Source organism: Massilia sp. TWP1-3-3 (assembly GCF_049897805.1).
Taxonomy (GTDB): domain Bacteria; phylum Pseudomonadota; class Gammaproteobacteria; order Burkholderiales; family Burkholderiaceae_D; genus Telluria_A.
On the sequence record NZ_JAFCWX010000001.1, the window covers coordinates 316,120 to 333,917 of the forward strand.

General features: G+C 63.8%; 16 protein-coding genes and 1 pseudogene. 12 read left to right on the forward strand and 5 right to left on the reverse strand.

Translation table 11 applies throughout. From position 1 onward, the window contains the following. Window positions 1-67: 67 nt before the first annotated feature. A complete protein-coding gene (gene rpsG, locus ACP7D4_RS01510) occupies window positions 68-538 on the reverse strand; it encodes a 30S ribosomal protein S7 (protein WP_426106903.1) in 471 nt (156 codons plus the stop codon). A 126-nt stretch (window positions 539-664) separates the two neighbouring features. Further along, window positions 665-1,048: a 30S ribosomal protein S12 gene (gene rpsL, locus ACP7D4_RS01515; RefSeq protein WP_426106901.1), complete on the reverse strand. Its 384-nt coding sequence runs from the start codon at window positions 1,046-1,048 to the stop codon at window positions 665-667. A 366-nt stretch (window positions 1,049-1,414) separates the two neighbouring features. On the opposite strand from rpsL, the gene ACP7D4_RS01520 reads away from it, so the two are divergent. Continuing rightward, complete coding sequence (locus ACP7D4_RS01520; protein ID WP_426106900.1) at window positions 1,415-3,226, forward strand: phosphoethanolamine transferase; 1,812 nt, start codon at window positions 1,415-1,417, stop codon at window positions 3,224-3,226. A 264-nt stretch (window positions 3,227-3,490) separates the two neighbouring features. Beyond that, the gene (locus tag ACP7D4_RS01525) at window positions 3,491-4,612 is read left to right on the forward strand and encodes a DUF1624 domain-containing protein (protein ID WP_426106899.1); all 1,122 of its coding nucleotides are present in this window, start codon (window positions 3,491-3,493) and stop codon (window positions 4,610-4,612) included. Between the two features lie 32 nt (window positions 4,613-4,644). Here ACP7D4_RS01525 and ACP7D4_RS01530 read toward each other — a convergent pair whose 3' ends face one another. Continuing rightward, a complete protein-coding gene (locus ACP7D4_RS01530) occupies window positions 4,645-4,827 on the reverse strand; it encodes a hypothetical protein (protein WP_426207580.1) in 183 nt (60 codons plus the stop codon). Continuing rightward, window positions 4,800-6,164: a MutS-related protein gene (locus tag ACP7D4_RS01535; RefSeq protein ID WP_426106897.1), complete on the reverse strand. Its 1,365-nt coding sequence runs from the start codon at window positions 6,162-6,164 to the stop codon at window positions 4,800-4,802. The genes ACP7D4_RS01530 and ACP7D4_RS01535 overlap by 28 nt, the downstream gene beginning before the upstream one ends. Window positions 6,165-6,409: 245 nt before the next feature. Here ACP7D4_RS01535 and ACP7D4_RS01540 point away from each other — a divergent pair, with 245 nt between their 5' ends. Genes ACP7D4_RS01540 through ACP7D4_RS01575 form a run of 8 tightly spaced genes read left to right on the forward strand, consistent with a single transcriptional unit; the run spans window position 6,410 to window position 15,047 of the window. Beyond that, on the forward strand, window positions 6,410-7,678 hold the full coding sequence (locus tag ACP7D4_RS01540; protein ID WP_426106896.1) for an efflux RND transporter periplasmic adaptor subunit: 1,269 nt from the start codon (window positions 6,410-6,412) through the stop codon (window positions 7,676-7,678). A 25-nt stretch (window positions 7,679-7,703) separates the two neighbouring features. Beyond that, window positions 7,704-8,432 (forward strand): ABC transporter ATP-binding protein, encoded by a 729-nt coding sequence (locus ACP7D4_RS01545; protein ID WP_426106894.1) that lies wholly within the window; start codon window positions 7,704-7,706, stop codon window positions 8,430-8,432. 9 nt (window positions 8,433-8,441) lie between these two features. Further along, window positions 8,442-9,755 carry an ABC transporter permease gene (locus ACP7D4_RS01550; protein ID WP_426207581.1) on the forward strand — a complete coding sequence of 438 codons (1,314 nt, stop codon included), beginning with the start codon at window positions 8,442-8,444 and terminating at the stop codon, window positions 9,753-9,755. Window positions 9,756-9,811: 56 nt separating this feature from the next. Then, window positions 9,812-11,047: an ABC transporter permease gene (locus ACP7D4_RS01555; RefSeq protein ID WP_426207582.1), complete on the forward strand. Its 1,236-nt coding sequence runs from the start codon at window positions 9,812-9,814 to the stop codon at window positions 11,045-11,047. Window positions 11,048-11,096: 49 nt separating this feature from the next. Continuing rightward, window positions 11,097-11,570 (forward strand): GNAT family N-acetyltransferase, encoded by a 474-nt coding sequence (locus ACP7D4_RS01560; protein ID WP_426207583.1) that lies wholly within the window; start codon window positions 11,097-11,099, stop codon window positions 11,568-11,570. 3 nt (window positions 11,571-11,573) lie between these two features. After that, window positions 11,574-12,914, forward strand: a complete 1,341-nt coding sequence (locus ACP7D4_RS01565) for a sigma-54-dependent transcriptional regulator (RefSeq protein WP_426106890.1) — start codon at window positions 11,574-11,576, stop codon at window positions 12,912-12,914. After that, on the forward strand, window positions 12,914-14,266 hold the full coding sequence (locus ACP7D4_RS01570; protein WP_426207584.1) for a sensor histidine kinase: 1,353 nt from the start codon (window positions 12,914-12,916) through the stop codon (window positions 14,264-14,266). The genes ACP7D4_RS01565 and ACP7D4_RS01570 overlap by 1 nt, the downstream gene beginning before the upstream one ends. Before the next feature lie 10 nt (window positions 14,267-14,276). Then, on the forward strand, window positions 14,277-15,047 hold the full coding sequence (locus tag ACP7D4_RS01575) for a spermidine synthase (protein ID WP_426207585.1): 771 nt from the start codon (window positions 14,277-14,279) through the stop codon (window positions 15,045-15,047). Here the strand turns inward: ACP7D4_RS01575 and ACP7D4_RS01580 are convergent. Then, on the reverse strand, window positions 15,044-15,880 hold the full coding sequence (locus ACP7D4_RS01580) for an energy transducer TonB (protein ID WP_426207586.1): 837 nt from the start codon (window positions 15,878-15,880) through the stop codon (window positions 15,044-15,046). The two genes, ACP7D4_RS01575 and ACP7D4_RS01580, sit on opposite strands and share 4 nt — an antisense overlap. 99 nt (window positions 15,881-15,979) lie before the next feature. Between ACP7D4_RS01580 and ACP7D4_RS01585 the strand changes: the two genes are divergently transcribed. Continuing rightward, window positions 15,980-16,795 carry a class I SAM-dependent methyltransferase gene (locus ACP7D4_RS01585; protein ID WP_426106885.1) on the forward strand — a complete coding sequence of 272 codons (816 nt, stop codon included), beginning with the start codon at window positions 15,980-15,982 and terminating at the stop codon, window positions 16,793-16,795. A 116-nt stretch (window positions 16,796-16,911) separates the two neighbouring features. Continuing rightward, window positions 16,912-17,580: pseudogene (locus ACP7D4_RS01590) on the forward strand (trypsin-like peptidase domain-containing protein); the annotation flags it as partial. Between the last annotated feature and the right edge of the window lie 218 nt (window positions 17,581-17,798).

Below are 17,798 nucleotides of genomic sequence, written 5' to 3' on the forward strand. Positions count from 1 at the left end.
AGCCCGGCCTCGAACAACAGATGCATGGCCGCGCCCGGGCTGACGTACGCCCGGGATTGGCCCTTGATTAGAAGCGGAAGTGCGAGAACGCCTTGTTCGCTTCAGCCATGCGGTGAACTTCGTCACGCTTTTTCATAGCACCACCGCGCATTTCAGCGGCTTCCAGCAATTCACCACCCAGACGTTGCGGCATGGATTTTTCGCTGCGCTTGTTTGCGGCTTCGCGCAACCAACGCATGGACAGCGCCATACGACGAACTGGACGAACTTCAACTGGCACCTGGTAGTTGGCACCACCGACGCGGCGGGATTTTACCTCGACCATCGGCTTGCAGTTGTTGATCGCGGTAGCGAACACTTCAAGCGGGTCCTTGCCGGACTTGGTCTTGATGTGTTCAAACGCACCGTAGATGATGCTTTCAGCGATAGATTTTTTGCCGGACAGCATCAGAACGTTGACGAATTTGGCGACATCCTGGTTACCGAATTTTGGATCAGGCAGGATCTCGCGTTTGGGGACTTCACGACGACGTGGCATTTCAATTCCTTTCAGTCTTCAGTTGAGCGTGCTGGGCACACTCGCGGTGGCCATCATAGCCATCCACTTACTCGACCGTCTCTGGTCGGTTCAACTATTAATAAGCAAAAGCGAGCTTAAATAAGCTTACTTCTTGCCCGCTTTGGCTTTCTTCGTACCGTACTTCGAACGCGATTGCTTACGGTCTTTGACGCCCTGGGTATCGAGTGCACCGCGAACCATGTGGTAACGCACACCCGGCAAGTCTTTAACACGACCGCCGCGCAGCAGCACGACACTGTGTTCCTGCAGGTTGTGGCCTTCACCGCCGATGTACGAAATGACTTCGAAACCGTTGGTCAGGCGAACTTTGGCGACTTTACGCAGAGCCGAGTTTGGCTTCTTTGGAGTCGTCGTATATACACGGGTGCAAACACCACGTTTTTGCGGGCTATTTTCAAGCGCCGGCGATTTGCTTTTCACGGTCAGAGCGACGCGTGGATTGCGAATCAGTTGATTGATGGTTGGCATCGTTAATTAATCCAACAAAATTACAACATGAATAACCCGGGCAACATGCCCGGGGACTAAAACTGAGTCCCGGATCGACTGCAGCGGAGGCGCCGATAGCCACTCGCGAGGGAGCGGCTGTAGTGCGCACACGATGTGCAGAATAAATTCGAGAACTCGCGAGTATAAGCGTGATTGCGGGGATGGTCAACCTGTTTACCATCCTGCCGTCAACAAACGGCTGGGCGATCGGGTACTTTCCGCTCCGCTTGTCGCAACCGAAGACGACCGTCACCGCCACCTTTTTGGCGCCGGGAAATTAAAAAACTCCTCTGGGGCTGCAAACCCCGGGATAATAAGGGCCTCCTGATTCTACCCACCCTGACAATGCGTTACAAGCTGCGCCCTGCCGCCATTTTCCTGCTGCTCACCTACCTGCTGCTGTCGGCCGTGCCGTTCGTACCAATGTTGCTGGGAAAGCCAATGGCGCGGCCGTGGCAAGTGCTGGGTGTCGAATTCGTGGCCTGGGTGGCGGTATGGGCCGTGTTCAAGCGCCCCGCGTGGTTTCACTGGCTGTTGCTCCCCGCATTTCTGGCGCTGCCCACCGAAGTGTATTTGTATACCTACTACGGGACCGGCATTTCGACCCACCACCTGGGCATCATCGCCGAGACCAGTCCCAAGGAAGCGATGGAATTCCTGGGCAACACCGTGTGGCTGATGCTGGGCGTAATGGTCGCCGCGCTGGCATGGTGGATCGCCAGTTTCCGCGCGGCCTGCGCCACGCGCGAGCTGGACTGGACCGACAGCTCGCGCTGGGTCGCGCTGGCCGTGCTGTCCTGCGGCGCCGGCTTGTGGGCCTACGGGGTCGAATTCGGCATTGCCGCGCGGCCTGCTGCGCCCGCCAAGGGCGCCAGCGTGCCTGTCGTGGCTGCCGTGCCTGCGGCGAACCGCACGGGCTTGAAACTACAGGCCTTGCCGTACCGCGCGCGCCTGCCTGTGGAATTCGATGCGTTTGCCAATTCTTGGCCGTTCGGGCTGATGTCGCGCGGGCTCGACTTTTACAAGGAACGCAAGCACCTGGCCGAACTGGGGGCGCGCAACAGCAAGTTCACGTTCGGCGCGCGCCAGGCCGTGCCCGACGCCGAAGGAGAAATCGTGGTCATGGTAATCGGCGAATCGTCGCGCTACGACCGCTGGAGCCTGAACGGCTACGGGCGCGAGACCAACCCGCTGCTGGGCAAGGAAAGCAACCTGGTGATGCTGCCGGACGTCATCACGTCGGTATCGGCCACGCGCTTGTCGGTCCCGGTAATGATTTCGCGTAAGCCTGCGATCAAGAGCCTGAAGGATGGTTTCGCGGAGAAATCCTTTCTGACCGCCTACAAGGAAGCGGGCTTCAAGACATACTGGTTGTCGAACCAGGTGTCGTTTGGCGAGTTCGATACGCCGGTGTCCGTGTTTGCCAAGGAAGCCGATGTGATCCAGTTCCTGAACCTGGGCGGCTTTACCAACAATTCCAATTTCGACCAGATTTTGTTCGACCCGGTAAAAGGCGCGCTCGCCGATCCTGCCAAGAAAAAGCTGATCGTGCTGCACACGCTGGGCAGCCACTGGAATTACAGCCATCGCTACCCAAAACAGTTCGACCGTTGGCAGCCGTCCCTGTTCGGCGTCGACAAGCCGGTCTACACCAACACCAAGATCAAGCCGCAACTGAACAACAGCTACGACAGCAGCATCTTGTATACAGACTGGTTTTTATCGAACGTGATCGGCATGCTCAAGCAGTCGCAGCAGCGCAGTGCCTTGATGTACATGTCGGACCACGGCCAGACCTTGTATGACAACAAGTGCGACTTGGCATTTCACGGTCACAACACGCAATTCGAGTTCCACGTGCCGGCGTTTGTCTGGTATTCGGATGTGTACCTGGCGCAGCGGCCGGCCAAGGTTGCGCAGCTGCGCAAGCATAGCCAGGCGCGCCTGTCGACGGAGAATGTATTTCATACCTTGCTCGACCTGGCCGATATCCGCTATCCGGACGAGCACCTGGAGTGGAGCTTCATGAGCGAGCGGTTCAAGCTGCATCCGCGCTACGTGGACAGTTACGGCTGGGCCCATTACGACAATGCGACCTTCAAGGGAGACTGCCGCGAAGTGATCGACAAGGGCACGCCGCTGGAGCGCGAAAAATAGGTCGCCAGTATTGACGGGAATTGCTAAAGTAGCATAAAGCACACTTAAACAACATCGTCCCCGCGCACGAGGCTGTAGCAGAAGGGACGACAGAGCAGCAGCAACACATCGTCCTCGCGCGGGGACCCATAGAACGGCTCAACTTAGCAAGTGCCAGAGGTCCCCGCGTGCGAGGACGATGTAACTTTGCTGCACTGTCGCCCCTTTCGCGACCGCCTCGAGGACGATGTCATGCCGAGTGCACATTTCCCAAGGACCGCACCCATGATCAAGCCAGCCCGCCTGCCCGCCATCGACATGCTGCGCGGCTTCGTCATCGCCCTGATGGCCCTGGACCACACGCGCGACTTTTTCGGCCCCACGCCGTTCAACCCCGAAGACCTCGCAGCCACCACGCCCGCCTGGTTCTGGACGCGCTGGATCACCCACCTGTGCGCCACCGTCTTCGTGCTGCTGGCCGGCAGCTCCGCTTTCCTGCGCGGCCAGGGCAGCGGCATCGCCGACCTGTCGCGCTACCTCGCCACGCGGGGCTTGATGCTGCTCGCGCTCGAAGTCAGCTGGATATCCTTCAGCTGGCAGCTGGGCTACCACGTGATCATCTTGCAAGTGATCTGGGCGCTGGGTGTGGGCATGATGATCCTGGCGTTGCTGGTCTGGCTGCCCCGCCCAGCCATCGCCCTGATCGGCGTTCTGCTGATCGTCACCCACAACGCCTTCGACAACTGGAAGCCGGCCAGCGTGCTGTGGCAAGCCTGGCATCAGGGCGGCTTCGTCCCGTTCCCGCAAGGCTTCCCGCTGGCCGGGGTGGCCATCATGTATCCGCTCATGCCATGGGTCGGCTTGATGGCCGCCGGCTACGCGCTCGGTCCCGTGTTCCTGTGGGAACGCGCCCGGCGCGACCGCTTCCTGCTGGCCTCGGCGGCCGGCCTGCTGCTCGCCTTCGTTGCGCTGCGCTCGTTGAACATCTACGGCGACCCGGACCCGTGGTCAGCGCAGGGCCGCGGCCTGATGTTCGATCTGATGTCGTTCGTGCGCGTGCACAAATACCCGCCGTCGCTGCTGTACTTGTGCACTACGGCGGGCATCGGCTTGCTGCTGCTGGCAGCCTTTACGCGGATGCGCGAGAACAAGGTGCTGATGCTGTTCGGCCGCAATCCGCTGCTGTTCTACGTGATCCACATCGCGCTGATCCACTTTCTCGGCAACGTTTATTTCGACATCCGCTACGGCGGCGGCCCCAATTTCTCTGACGGGCAGGCGGCTACCTGGCCTGACGGCTACGTCCCTTCGCTGCCCGTGGTCTACGGCGCATGGATCGCGATGCTTGCGTTGATGTACGGGGTGATTCTGCTGCGGAAGCGCATGCGCACCGTTCATCGTAATTAAAGTGTGGTCGGCCCCGCATTTATATACATTGCCTATGCCAGCACCCCGCCGCAGTCGGCCGGATGCGCCAGGTAGGCACTGAGCCAGTCGAAGACCTTGCCGGCATTCGCCTGAACGGCGCCGCCGAAGCCGCGCTCCGACAACAGCGCAATGCCGTTGGTATGCGCCAGCACGCCGCTCGACAGCGTCAGCACGCCGTCATCTCCCTTCGCCACGCACAGCGGGTCGAGCCGGTGCGCCAGCAGCGACGCCAGCACCAGGTTATGCGACGAGACCACCACCATGCCCTTGGCGGCCAGCACGTCGAGCCATCGATGATGTAGACGCCCGGGTGCGGCCCCTCGGCGGCCGACAGCAGCTCTTTGGCGCGCCGCAGTTCGGCCATGTACAGGCTTTCGCCGCCAAGCAGCGAGTCTTCGCTCTGCATGCTGGCGTACACCGGCGCCAGCGGCACGCTCGCCCTCTTCGCGTAGCAAAAACCAAAGGCGCGCGCGGCGACCAGGTTGATCCCCAGCGTCCTTAGCAAGGTGCTTTTGCCGATGCCGTTCTGGCCCGAGATGAACGCGCCCCTGCCCTGCAGCGCGAGCGTGAGCGGCTGCGCATGCGCCAGCAGCGGGTGCACCGTTTCTTCAAGCGCGATGCTGGTCATGGCGCTGGGTTCGGCCCAGCAGAAGGTGCCCGCGCCCAGCAGGTGCCGCGCCAGCGCGACGTCGGCCTCCAGGATCGCCACATGCTCGAAGCAGGCGCGCAGCAACGGCAGGCGGTCGCGCACCCGCTTGATGCTCTTGAAATAGTGATTCACATTGCCGAGGCCAAACCAGTCATGGTAAGAGCGCAGGGAGGGAACGGCGGCGGTCAGGACCGCGCGGCTAAAGCTCAAGCTGCAGCGTCCCGCAACCGCAGCATCCTTGCCACCCAGACTGGCCGTCACGCGCAGCAGTATCTGCAGCGCCGCAATCGAGCGTTGCCACTCTTCTACCCGCTGCGCGTACTGCAGCTGCACGCCAAACAGCACGCCGAGCACGAGAACAAGCACCACAACGATCACCGGCCATGCCAGCGGCGAGATGACCGCGCCCGCCAGCGCAATCACCAGCGCGAGCGGCAGCAGCCAGGTGAACGGCGCCCATCCGGCCACCGGCGGCAGCGCATCTTCATACAGCAAGGACGCGATTTCCTTGTCTGCGCGGCGCAGCGGCTCGCACTGGCGATGCAGCTCCTGCACGTGTTCCGGCTTGTCCAGGAAAGCCTTGACGCGCTCCGGCGGTGCCTCGCCCATGCCGGCGCGCAGCCGCTGGTACAGCACCTGCTGCCCAAAAATGCTGACCTCTTGCGACAGCGCCGCGCAATAGGGTTCGAGCAGCAGGTCTTTCCAGGTCGCGTCGTCGATCGATGCAGTGGCCGGGTCGGTGCGCAGCCGGTGCAGCTGCGCGACCTCGCTGACCAAGAAAGGGAAGTCGCCGGGTCCCCGATCGGGGAGCCGCAGCAGCGAACGCAGGTGAGCAGCAACCAGCGTCCACAAGGCGGACAGCTTTGAAACGAACGCGGGCATGACATCTTTCAGGTCTTGCGCGGCGAGGCCGGCATCATATACGCGATATATGGTCAATTTGACAAACCACAAGTGGGGCCTGACGCCGGTCGCGGCCGGCGCAAGGTGTCCGGCCGCTGTCCATACGTCCGCCGTCCGGACGCTCCGGACAGCGGACGCGACTAAAAACATCGAACGAAATCAATAACTTAGCTCCTGGCACGGATCCTGCGGAGGTAATGACATTCTTGTCAACACCACACACCATGATCCGAGATACCTCCTCCCAAGACGCCGTCCTCAGCACGCCGCCCCCGCACCAGGGAAAGCGGCGCCTGCTGATCGCCGCCGTCGCAGTTGCCGCCGTGGCTGCCTGCTTCATGCTGTTTTCAAAGTGGAGCGCGAGCGCCCAGTCGGTCAACGGTGCGCGCCTGCGCATCGCCGAAGTCGCGCGCGGCACGCTGGTGCGCGACGCCGCCGTCAATGGCCGCGTGGTGGCCGCCGTCAGCCCCACTTTGTACTCCACCGCGCCATCCACCGTCACTTTAAAAGTGGCCGCCGGCGACACCGTCAGGCGCGGCCAGGTGCTCGCCGTGCTGGATTCGCCCGACCTGTCCGACGCGCTCAAACGCGAGCAATCGAGCTACCAGCAGATCGAGGCGGAAGTGGCGCGCCAGAATATCGCCTCGCGCAAGCAAAAGCTGCTGGCCCAGCGCGAAGCCGACACCGCCGACATCGATCGCCTGTCGGCCCAGCGCACGCTGGAGCGCTACCAGGCGGTGGCCAACGACGGCGTCATCGCCAAGATCGACTTCCAAAAAGCCAAGGACGCGCTGGCGTCGGCCGAGATCCGCGCCCGCCACGCCGGCAAGGCCGCTGTGCTGGAAAGCGACGACGTGGGCCTGGCGCTCAAGACCAAGATCAATGAGCTGGACCGCCAGCGCCTGTCGATGGCCAACGCCCAGCGCCGCGTGGACGAATTGACCGTGCGCGCGCCGGTTGACGGTTTCATCGGCACGCTGTCCGTGCAAGACCGCAGCGTGGTGGCCGCCAACGTCGCCCTCATGACGCTGGTCGACCTGTCGCGCCTGGAAGTCGAACTCGAAGTCCCGGAAAGCTATGTGGCCGACATGGGCCTGGGCATGACGGCCGAAATCCAGCTTGGCGGGGCCACGGCCAGCGGCAAGTTGTCGGCGCTCTCGCCGGAAGTGGTCAAAAACCAGGTGCTGGCGCGCGTGCGCTTTGACGGCGCCCAGCCCAAAGGATTGCGCCAGAGCCAGCGCGTGACGGCGCGCCTGCTGATCGAGGAAAAGCCCAACGTGGTGCTGCTGCCGCGCGGGCCTTTCGTGGAAAGCGAAGGCGGCCGCTTTGCCTACGTGGTGCAGAACGGCGTTGCGGTGCGCACCCCCATCACCATGGGCGCCACCAGCATCACGGCAGTTGAAATTCTTGCAGGCCTCAAGCCCGGCGACAAGGTCGTCATTGCCGGCACCGATACCTTCGCCAACGCGGCGCGCGTCTCGATCAATCAATAACCCCATCCCAAAAAAAGGACACCCCATGCTGCGCATGAAAAATCTGAGCAAGGTCTATCGCACCCACATGATCGAAACGCACGCGCTGCGCGGCTTCGAAATCCAGGTCAACAAGGGCGAGTTCGTCACCGTCACAGGACCTTCCGGTTCCGGCAAGACCAGCTTTCTGAACATCGCTGGTCTGCTTGAAGAATTCACCGACGGCGAGTATGTGCTCGACGGCGTCAACGTCAAGGGCATGGACGACAACGCCCGCTCACGCCTGCGCAACGAGAAGCTCGGTTTCATCTTCCAGGGCTTTAATCTGATTCCCGATCTGTCGCTGTTCGATAACGTCGACGTGCCGCTGCGCTACCGCGGCTTCAACGCGGCCGAGCGCAAGGAGCGCATCGAGGACGCGCTGGCCAAGGTCGGCCTGGCTTCGCGCATGAAGCACTACCCGGCCGAACTGTCGGGCGGGCAGCAGCAGCGCGTGGCGATCGCGCGCGCGCTGGCCGGTTCGCCCAAGCTGCTGCTGGCCGATGAACCGACCGGCAACCTGGACACGCAAATGGCGCGCGGCGTCATGGAGCTGCTCGAGGAAATCAACGCCCAGGGCACCACCATCCTGATGGTCACGCACGACCCGGAACTGGCGGTCCGTTCGCAGCGCAACGTGCACATCATCGATGGCCAGGTGTCGGATTTGGTGCGCAAGACGCCCACGCTGTTCGATGCGGCTTCGCGTGCGAACGCGTCGGCCACCCACGGTTAAGGAGCGCACATGTTCAAGTATTACTTCATGCTGGGCCTGCGCAGCCTGCGCCGCAACCCGGCACTGACGGCGCTGATGGTGCTCACGCTAGCCATCGGCGTGGCCGCCAGCGTTTCGACGCTGACGATTCTGCACGTGATGTCGGGCGACCCGATTCCGCACAAAAGCGAGCGTCTGTTCGTGCCGCAGTTCGACGTTGGTCCGCTCAAGGGATACATCCCGGGCGAAGAAGCGGGCGACCGCCAGATGACTTATCCGGACGCGGTCAACCTGCTCAGGGCCAAGGTCGGCGAGCGGCGCACGGCAATGTTCGGCATCTCGGCGCCAATCGAACCGCAGCGCAAGGACCTGGGGGTATTTCCTGCCAATGGCCTGGCGCTCACGCGCGACTTTTTCGCCATGTTCGACGTGCCCTTCCTGCACGGCCAGGCATGGAGCGAAGACGACGATGCGGCAGGCGTCAATGTGGTCGTACTGAGCCGCCAGATCGCGGGCAAGCTGTTCGGCCAGGCTAATCCGGTCGGGCAGCGCATCATCATGCTGGGGCAGCCGTTCCAGGTGGCCGGCGTGCTCAATGACTTTGCGCCCCTGCCGCACTACTACCGCCTGATCGGCGGCGAGGGTAATTTCGGCAATGACGAAGACGTCTACATCCCTTTCGCCACGGCGGCGCGCCTGAAATCGAGCCCCCAGGGCAGCATGAATTGTTCTGCCACCCCGGGGCCAGGCTATGAAGGCTTGCTCGCCTCCGAGTGCACCTTCATCCAGTTCTGGTTCGAGACCAAAACCGCGCGCGAGCGCACCGAGCTCCAGGCTTATCTCGCCAACTACTCGGCCGACCAGCGCAAGCTCGGGCGTCATCAGCGGGCGGTCGCGCCATCGCTGTACGACGTGAACGAATGGCTGGTCTTCATGAAAGTGGTCGGCAACGACAACAAGCTGTCGGCCTGGCTCGCCTCCGGCTTTCTGGTCCTGTGCCTGGTCAATACCGTTGGCCTGCTGCTGGCCAAATTCTCGGTGCGCGCGGCCGAAGTTGGCATCCGCCGCGCGCTGGGCGCCTCGCGTCAGCACATCTTTCGCCAGTTCCTGGTCGAGACGGCGGTCATCGGCCTGGCCGGCGGCATCCTTGGCCTGCTGCTGGCCATCGCCGCGCTGGCCCTGATTTCCATGCAATCGAGCGAGATGGGCAGCGGCGCGCACATGGACTGGGTCATGCTCGGCTTTACCTTCGTGCTGTCGGTGGGCGCCGCGGTAGTGGCGGGCCTCTTGCCCACGTGGCGCGCATGCCAGGTCACGCCGGCCATGCAACTCAAATCGCAATAACAGCGCAATAACAGCGCACTCACTGCGCAATAACGAATCCGAAAGCGACGATCCTCATGAATCCCATTCTCTCCGCGCTCATGCGCAACAAGACAGGCGCCGTGCTGGTGGCCATCCAGGTGGCCATCAGCATGGCAATCCTGGCCAATGCCCTGCACATCGTCAACCTGCGCCAGGCCGTCATGGCACGCCCGAGCGGCATCGCCGACGAAAGCTCCGTGTTCTATGTCAGCACGCGTTACCTGACACGGGAGACGGCCGAGTATGACCGCGCCCTCCAGTTACGCGAAACGGCCCGGCTGCGCGCGATCCCGGGCGTGGCATCGGTGGCAACGACCAACCAGATGCCACTGTCGAACCAGGCCCGCCGCAGCAGCGTCTCGGTCGACCGCAAGCAACTTAACGAGAGTGCCGGCGCATGGATCTACCAGACCGGCGACTCGCTGGTGGCCACCTGGCAGCTCAAGCTGGTCGCAGGGCGCGATTTCAAGCCCGACGACGTGCTCGAGCTCGACAGCCAGGCCAGTCACAACGGCACGCCGAAAACCGTCATCGTCACCAGCGCCCTGGCGGCAAAGCTGTGGCCGGGACCAGGCAGCGCGGTCGGCAAGACGCTGTTCTTCGGCGTCGGGGATGACGCCGAAGAAAGCGAGGTGATCGGCGTAGTCGAGCGCCTGCAAAGCCCCGGGGCACAGATCGACGAGCAAGGCGACTTTTCGCTGATCCAGCCGTTTCGCGGCGTGGGCGGGATCCCGGGCGCCACCTACACGGTGCGTACCGCGCCGGGTGAGCGCGACCGGGTCATGAAGGAGGCCGAGGCGGCGCTGCACAAGGACGCCACCGCGCCGGTGATCCTGTCGGCCAAGACGACCGAAAGCGACCGCAAGCAGCGCTACCGCGCTGACATGGCGCTGTCATGGACGCTGATTGCCGTCAGCGCCCTGCTGCTCGTGATCACCGCCAGCGGCATCGTCGGCATGGCCAGCCTGTGGGTCACGCAGCGGCGCAAGCAGATCGGGGTGCGGCGCGCACTGGGTGCGCGCCGCACCGACATCCTGCGCTACTTCATCACAGAAAACATCATGATCACCGCCGCGGGCGTGGCCAGCGGCGCGGTGCTGGCGATCGGCTTGAACCAGCTGCTGGTGACCAAGCTGGAGATGGCCAAGCTGCCGCTTGGGTATTTGCTGGCCGGGACCGGCGTGTTTTTCGCGCTCGGCGTGATTGCCGTGTACGGGCCGGCGTGGCGCGCGGCCAGCATCTCGCCGGCCTTGGCGACCCGCAGCGCGTAACGCCTGGCGCCGTGGCATACTCGCGCTTTGTCTTTACCCGAGAAAATCGATGAGCATCAACGTCAGCCTGCGGGCCGTCACCGCCGACAATTTCGACCAACTGACCAAGCTGCCCTTGCTCGATCACCAGGTCGACTTCCTCGACAGTAACGCCTACTCGATCGCCGAAGCGAGCTTTTATCCGCACTACCACACGCGCGCGATCTACGACGGCGAGCAGGCGGTCGGCTTCCTGATGTTCGTTTCGCTGGCCGAGGAAGGCGATCCCGGCGAGTATTCGATTTATCGCTTCATGGTCGACCATCGGCGCCAGGGCCAGGGCCTGGGCCGGCGCGCGCTCGCGCTGCTGCTGGACGAAATCAAGGCCCTGCCGGGCGCGGCCGGCGTGTGGATCTGCTATTCACCGGTCAACCCCACGGCCAGGGCCTTTTACGCCAGCGCCGGCTTCGTCGAAACGGAGCTCGACGAGAACGGCGAAATGTGGGCCTACATTGCGTTCGGCACTGCCGCGCTGGTATCCTGAGCCATGCCCACCGTCCTGATCATCGACGACAACGTCGCCATCACCATCGCCCTTGAAGTGCTGTTCTCGCTGCACGAGATCGACGCCTTGCGCGCCGCCTCGCCCGAAGAAGGCCTGGCCCTGCTCGAACGCAGCAGCGTTGACCTGGTCATCCAAGACATGAACTTCTCGGCCGACACCACCTCCGGCGAAGAAGGCAAGGCACTGTTTCGCGAGATCCGGCGCCGCCACCCGGACCTGCCGGTCATTTTGCTGACCGCCTGGACCCACCTCGACGCGGCAGTAGACTTGATCAAGTCGGGCGCGGCCGACTACCTGTCCAAGCCCTGGAACGACAACCGCCTGATCGCCACCGTCACCAACCTGATCGAGCTGGGCCAGGCCAACCGCGCCTTGCTGCAGCACGCCCAGCGCGAACTGTCCCAGCGGCGCCAGCGGCGCGATCTCGAACAAGGCTTCGACCTGCGCGGCATGGTCTGGCAAGACGCGGCCATGGAGCGCGTGCTGCACCTGGCCTGCCAGGTTGCGCGGGCCGACGTGGCGGTGCTGATCAGCGGCCCGAACGGCACCGGCAAGGAACGCATCGCCGAAATCATCCAGGCCAATTCGGCGGTGCGCGGCGGCCCCTTCGTGGTGCTCAATTGCGGCGCGCTGCCGGCCGAACTGATCGAAGCCGAACTGTTCGGCGCCGAAGCGGGCGCCTACACCGGCGCCTCGCGCGCGCGCGAAGGCAAGTTCGAGGCGGCCGACGGCGGCACCCTGTTCCTCGACGAAATCGGCAACCTGCCGCTGGCCGGGCAAATGAAGCTGCTGCGGGTGCTCGAGACCGGGCGCTTCGAGCGGCTCGGCTCGAACAAGGAGCGCCAGGTCAAGGTGCGCGTAATTAGCGCCACCAATGCCGACCTGGGCGCCATGATCCGCGCCGGCACCTTTCGCGAAGACCTGTTCTACCGCCTTAACGTGATCGAACTGCGCCTGCCGGCGCTGGCCGCGCGCCCTGACGACATTCTGCCGCTGGCGGCCAGTTTTCTCCCCAAGGGCAAGCGCCTCGAGCCGTGCGCGCAGGCGACGCTGCTGGCGCATGCCTGGCCGGGCAATGTGCGCGAACTTAAAAACGTGATGGCGCGCGCTTGCCTGCTGGCCCCCGGAGACGCCATCAAGGCCGCCGATCTGGGCCTGGCGCAGCTGGTGCTGCCGGCCCTTGAGGTGGAACCGGACCGCGACTGCGTGGCGCAGGCACTGGCGCGCGCCAACGGCGTGGTGGCGCAGGCGGCGGCCGAACTTGGCCTGTCGCGCCAGGCGCTGTACCGGCGCATGGAACGCCTGGGCATTGCGCGGCCGTGATGCAAGCCAGGTCGCGCTTTCGCCTGACGCTGGCCACGCGCTGGTCGGCGCTGGTGGGCACGCTGCTGGCCGTGGGCGTCGGCCTCGCACTGGCGCTTGACTACCTGCTGCCCGGCCAGCCGCTGCTGGTCGCAAGCGTTTGCATGGCGTGCGTGGTGCCGCTGGCCGTCATCACGATGCGCGCCCAACTGCGGCCTATTTTGTCGCTGTTTCGCGCGCTCGAAGGCACGGTCACCAGCTACCAGGACGGCGACTTTTCGTTCGGCCTGCACTGGCCGCACAACGATGAAGTGGCGGACCTGGTCGACGCCCACAATGCGCTTGGCAACGTGCTGCGCGAGCAGCGCCTGGCGCTGGTGCAGCGCGAACTGCTGCTTGACACGATGGTCCAGAACACGCCGGTGGCCATGCTGCTGGTGGGCGACGCGTCGAGCGCGAATGCCATCGTGTTTGCCAACCTGGCCGCGCGCCAGCTGCTGGGCCAGGGCCGCAAGCTCGAAGGCCATCACCTGGCCGACATTCTCAAGACGGCGGCGCCCGCGCTGGTGGACGCGCTCGCGCGCGGCGGCGACGGTTTGTTTACCGCCGGCGAGCGCGAAGACGAAGAGGTGTACCACCTGGCGCGCCGCACCTTTACGCTCAACGGGCGCAAGCACGAGCTGCTGCTGCTGCGCCAGCTGACCCAGGAATTGCGGCGCCAGGAAGTGCAAACCTGGAAAAAAGTGATCCGCGTGATCAGCCATGAGCTGAACAATTCGCTGGCGCCGCTCACCTCCCTTGCGCACTCGGGTGCGGAACTGGTGCGGCGCGGCCAGACCGCGCGCCTGCCACAAATCCTGGAAACCATCGGGGAACGCACGCGCCACCTCGAAACCTTCATCCTGGGCTACGCGCGCTTTGCCAAGCTGCCCACGCCGCAGGTCGAGGCGTGCGCGTTGGACAGCTTTGTCGGGCGCCTGGCGGCCGAAGTGCGCTTCAAGCTCGTTGGCAGCCTGCCCGCGGACCCGGCCTGGTTCGACCCGGGGCAAATCGAGCAGGCGCTGCTCAACCTGCTCAAGAACGCGCACGAATCGGGTTCTTCGCCGGACCAGGTGGAGCTGCACGTAAAGTCGGGCCAGGGCCTGCTGCGCATTGAAGTGCAGGACCGCGGCCAGGGCATGAACGACGCGGTGCTGGCCAACGCGCTGGTGCCCTTCTATTCGACCAAGCGCACTGGCACCGGTCTGGGCCTGGCGCTGGCGCGCGAAATCGCCGAAGCGCACGGCGGGCGCATCACGCTGGGCAACCGCGAAGGCGGCGGGCTGGCGGTGGCGCTGATCCTGCCATTGATGGTGCCGGCTGCGGGCCTGTAAAATTGGGGTCATGCTCCCTACCCTACCCGCCAGCCGGTTCGACGCCCCCGGCCACCCTCCCGCCACCACCACCGAATTTGAAGGCGTGCGTTCGCTGCACCTTGGCACCTCGTGGGTGCAGGGCGCCATGCGCTTGTCCCGGCCCGACTTTATCGAACTCGAATACGTCCAGATGATGATGATGTGGATGCTGTTCCTGGACACGCCGCGCCATATCGTTCAGCTGGGCCTTGGCAGCGCGGCGCTGACCAAGTTCAGCTATCACCGCTTTCCCCAGGCGCGGGTGACGGTGGCTGAACTCAATCCGAACGTGATCGCCATTTGCCACGCGCTGTTTGGCCTGCCGCCCAACGACGCGCGGCTGGACGTGCGCGAGATGGATGCGATGGACTTCGTATGCGACCCGGCCAACCACAATACGGTCGACGTGCTGCAGGTTGACCTGTACGACGAACAGGCGCGCGGCCCGGTGCTCGATTCGCCCGAGTTTTACCAGGCCTGCCTCGATTGCCTCACGCCCGACGGCATCATGACAGCCAATGTTTTCGGCGACTTTGGCAACTACGACAAGAACCTGCAGAACATGGAGCTAGTGTTCGATGCGGTGGTGTGGCTGCCCGAAGTGCATGACGCGAACATCGTCGTCGTCGCATTCAAAAAGTCGCCGCAGATCGATTTCAGCGTGCTGTACGAGCGCGCCGGCCAGATCAAAAAAAGCATGAACCTGCCGGCCAAGAAATGGGTGACGGGCCTGAAGTCCTGGATGGGCGACCAGCGCTAATGAAGCGTCCAGGTGTAAGAATACGAGAGCAGCGACTTTTCGGGCAAGCCGTTGGTGATGGCGGGCGTGAACGCGCATTGCGCCATGCCGTCGAGCGCCGCCCGGTCAAGTTCGGCGGAACCGCTGCTCTTGACGACCTTCTTTTCGCGCACGCTGCCGTCGACGTCGATCAGCAATGTCATGTGGACAGTCCCCTGCTCGCCATTGGCCAACGCGGCCCCCGGATAGGCGAAGCGCGCGCACGGCTTGCGTGACGCTGGCGCGGACGCGGCCGCGGCGCTCGCCAAAGGCGACGAGGCGCTTTTCCAGACGTGGGTGAACACCACCGACGTTTCGATGGCGACCCCGTTCCTGATTTTGGGAGTGAATGTGCACTTGCCGGCGGCGGCGATGGTCGCTTGGTCAAGGTCGGCAAAGCCGCTCGACGCGGTGAGCTTGGCGCCGATCACTTTGCCTTCAAGGCCCACGCGCAGCAGCACCGTGGTGGTGCCGCTCCTGCCCCGGCCAAGGGCGCTGGTGGGAAGGGCCGGGGTGCAAGCGTCGCCCGGCGCGGCAAGCGCGCCCGCCAGCGCGGTCGCGTGCGTGACCGGTTCTGCCATTGCAGCCTGGTCGCCCCGCGTCATGACGGCAAAATCGCCCACCTGCGCGCTTGGTGCCATGGCCATATAAGTAGTAAAGAGCGCGATGCCGTTGACTGACCCGCCCTTGTCCAGCATGGCGGGAGGGGCTGCGGCAAAGGCAGGCAAAGCGGCGCACAGCAGGAGAGCGAACGGAAAACGGAAAGTCAAAGGCATGGCTGTTGGCGTAAACACGTCCATCACGAGAGACGGCAAGTGTAACCCGCGTGCTGGCCGGTGCCGATGCGAATCCACTTGACCGTGCGGCGCGCATACCGGATTATCGTCACAGTTCATCAACGGAGGCACACACACATGAAACGAATGATCCTGGCCGCCATGCTGGCCACAAGCCTGGCAGGCGCGGTACATGCCAAGGGCGCAGACGGCGCCGACGACGCCCTCAAGGCGGCGATCGCCAGCAAGGACCGCACGCCGGCCAACATGATGCGCGACGGCGCGCGCCATCCATACGAAACGCTGACCTTCTTTGGCATCAAGCCGACCATGACGGTGGTCGAGCTGAGCCCTGGCGGCGGCTGGTACACCGAAATCCTCGCCCCCTACCTTCGCGATCACGGCAAACTCATTGCAGCGGGCGAATCGCCCACGTCAACTGACGACGGCGCCAAGCGCGCAGCGGCCAGGCTGACAGAAAAATTCAGCGCCAACCCGGCCATGTACGGCAAGGTGCAGCGCGGCGTGTTTGAAGTGCCCACCACCTACAACTTTGCTGCGCCGGGCAGCGTCGACCTGGTCGTCACGTTCCGCAACATCCATAACTGGACTGGCGAAGGTGACGCCAAGGTCAAGCAAATCTTCAAGAGCGTGCACACGGCACTCAAGCCGGGTGGCGTGTTCGGCGTGGTCGACCATCGCGCGCCCGCCGGCAAGCCGGTCAAGCCAGACAGCGGCTACCTGCACGAGGCGCAAGTGATCAAGATGATCGAGGCGGCCGGCTTCAAGCTGGTGGCCAAGTCCGAGATCAACGCCAACCCGAAAGACACGGCCGACCATAACAAGGGCGTGTGGTCGCTGCCGCCAGTACTGGCCAACAAAGACGTCGACCGCGACAAATACCTCGCCATCGGCGAGAGCGACCGCATGACGCTCAAGTTCGTGAAAAAGTAAGCACTCCAGGCCCCGCAAGGGGCCTTTTTTTATGCGCCGGCGCCTCTGCAAGTTGCGCGCAGCGTGTATATTTGCGCTACCGCCCGCGCCTGCGGGTATCCTCCTGAAAATCGAACATGACAACTCTGCGTATCGTCGCCGTGCTTTCACTTGCTGCGTGCAGCTTTTTGACCGGCAGCCAGGCCGCGGCCCAAGAAGCAGTCAAGGAAAGCGCGGTCCCGGCACCGGCGCCGGCCATTCCTGCCAACCTCGAAAACTCGGTCGTGAAGGTCTTCTCGACGCTGCGCCGCCCCGATCCGTTCAAACCATGGAGCAAGGCGTCGCCGGCCGACGTGACCGGATCCGGGGTCGTCATAGAAGGGCGCCGCATCCTCACCAACGCGCACGTGGTCGGCTACGCGAGCCAGGTGCAGGTGCAGGCCAACGAAGCGGGCGACAAAGTCTCGGCCACGGTGGTGGCGGTGGCGCGCGACATGGACCTGGCGCTGCTCAAGCTGGACGACGACACCTTCTTCAACAGCCATGCACCGGTGGCGCGCGCCAGCGTGCTGCCCAATGTGCGCGACCAGGTTTTTGCGTATGGCTACCCGACCGGCGGCACCTCGCTCTCGATGACCAAGGGCATTGTCTCGCGCATCGAATTTGTCAACTACAGCATGGACACGGCGGGGCTGCGGATCCAGATCGACGCCGCCATCAATTCGGGCAACAGCGGCGGGCCGGCGATTGCCGGCGACAAGATGGTGGGCCTGGCATTTGGCGCGGCGACCAATGCGCAAAACATCGGCTACATCATTCCCAACGAAGAAGTGGAGCTGTTCCTGCGCGACGTGGCCGACGGGCGCTACGACGGCAAGCCGGCGCTGCTAGACGAAACGCAGACGCTGGAAAACCCGGTGCTGCGCACCTTCCTGAAACTCGACAAGTCGGTCACCGGCGCCGTGGTGCAAAGCCCCGGCCAGGATGACCCGGCCTATCCGCTCAAGGAGTGGGACGTCATCAC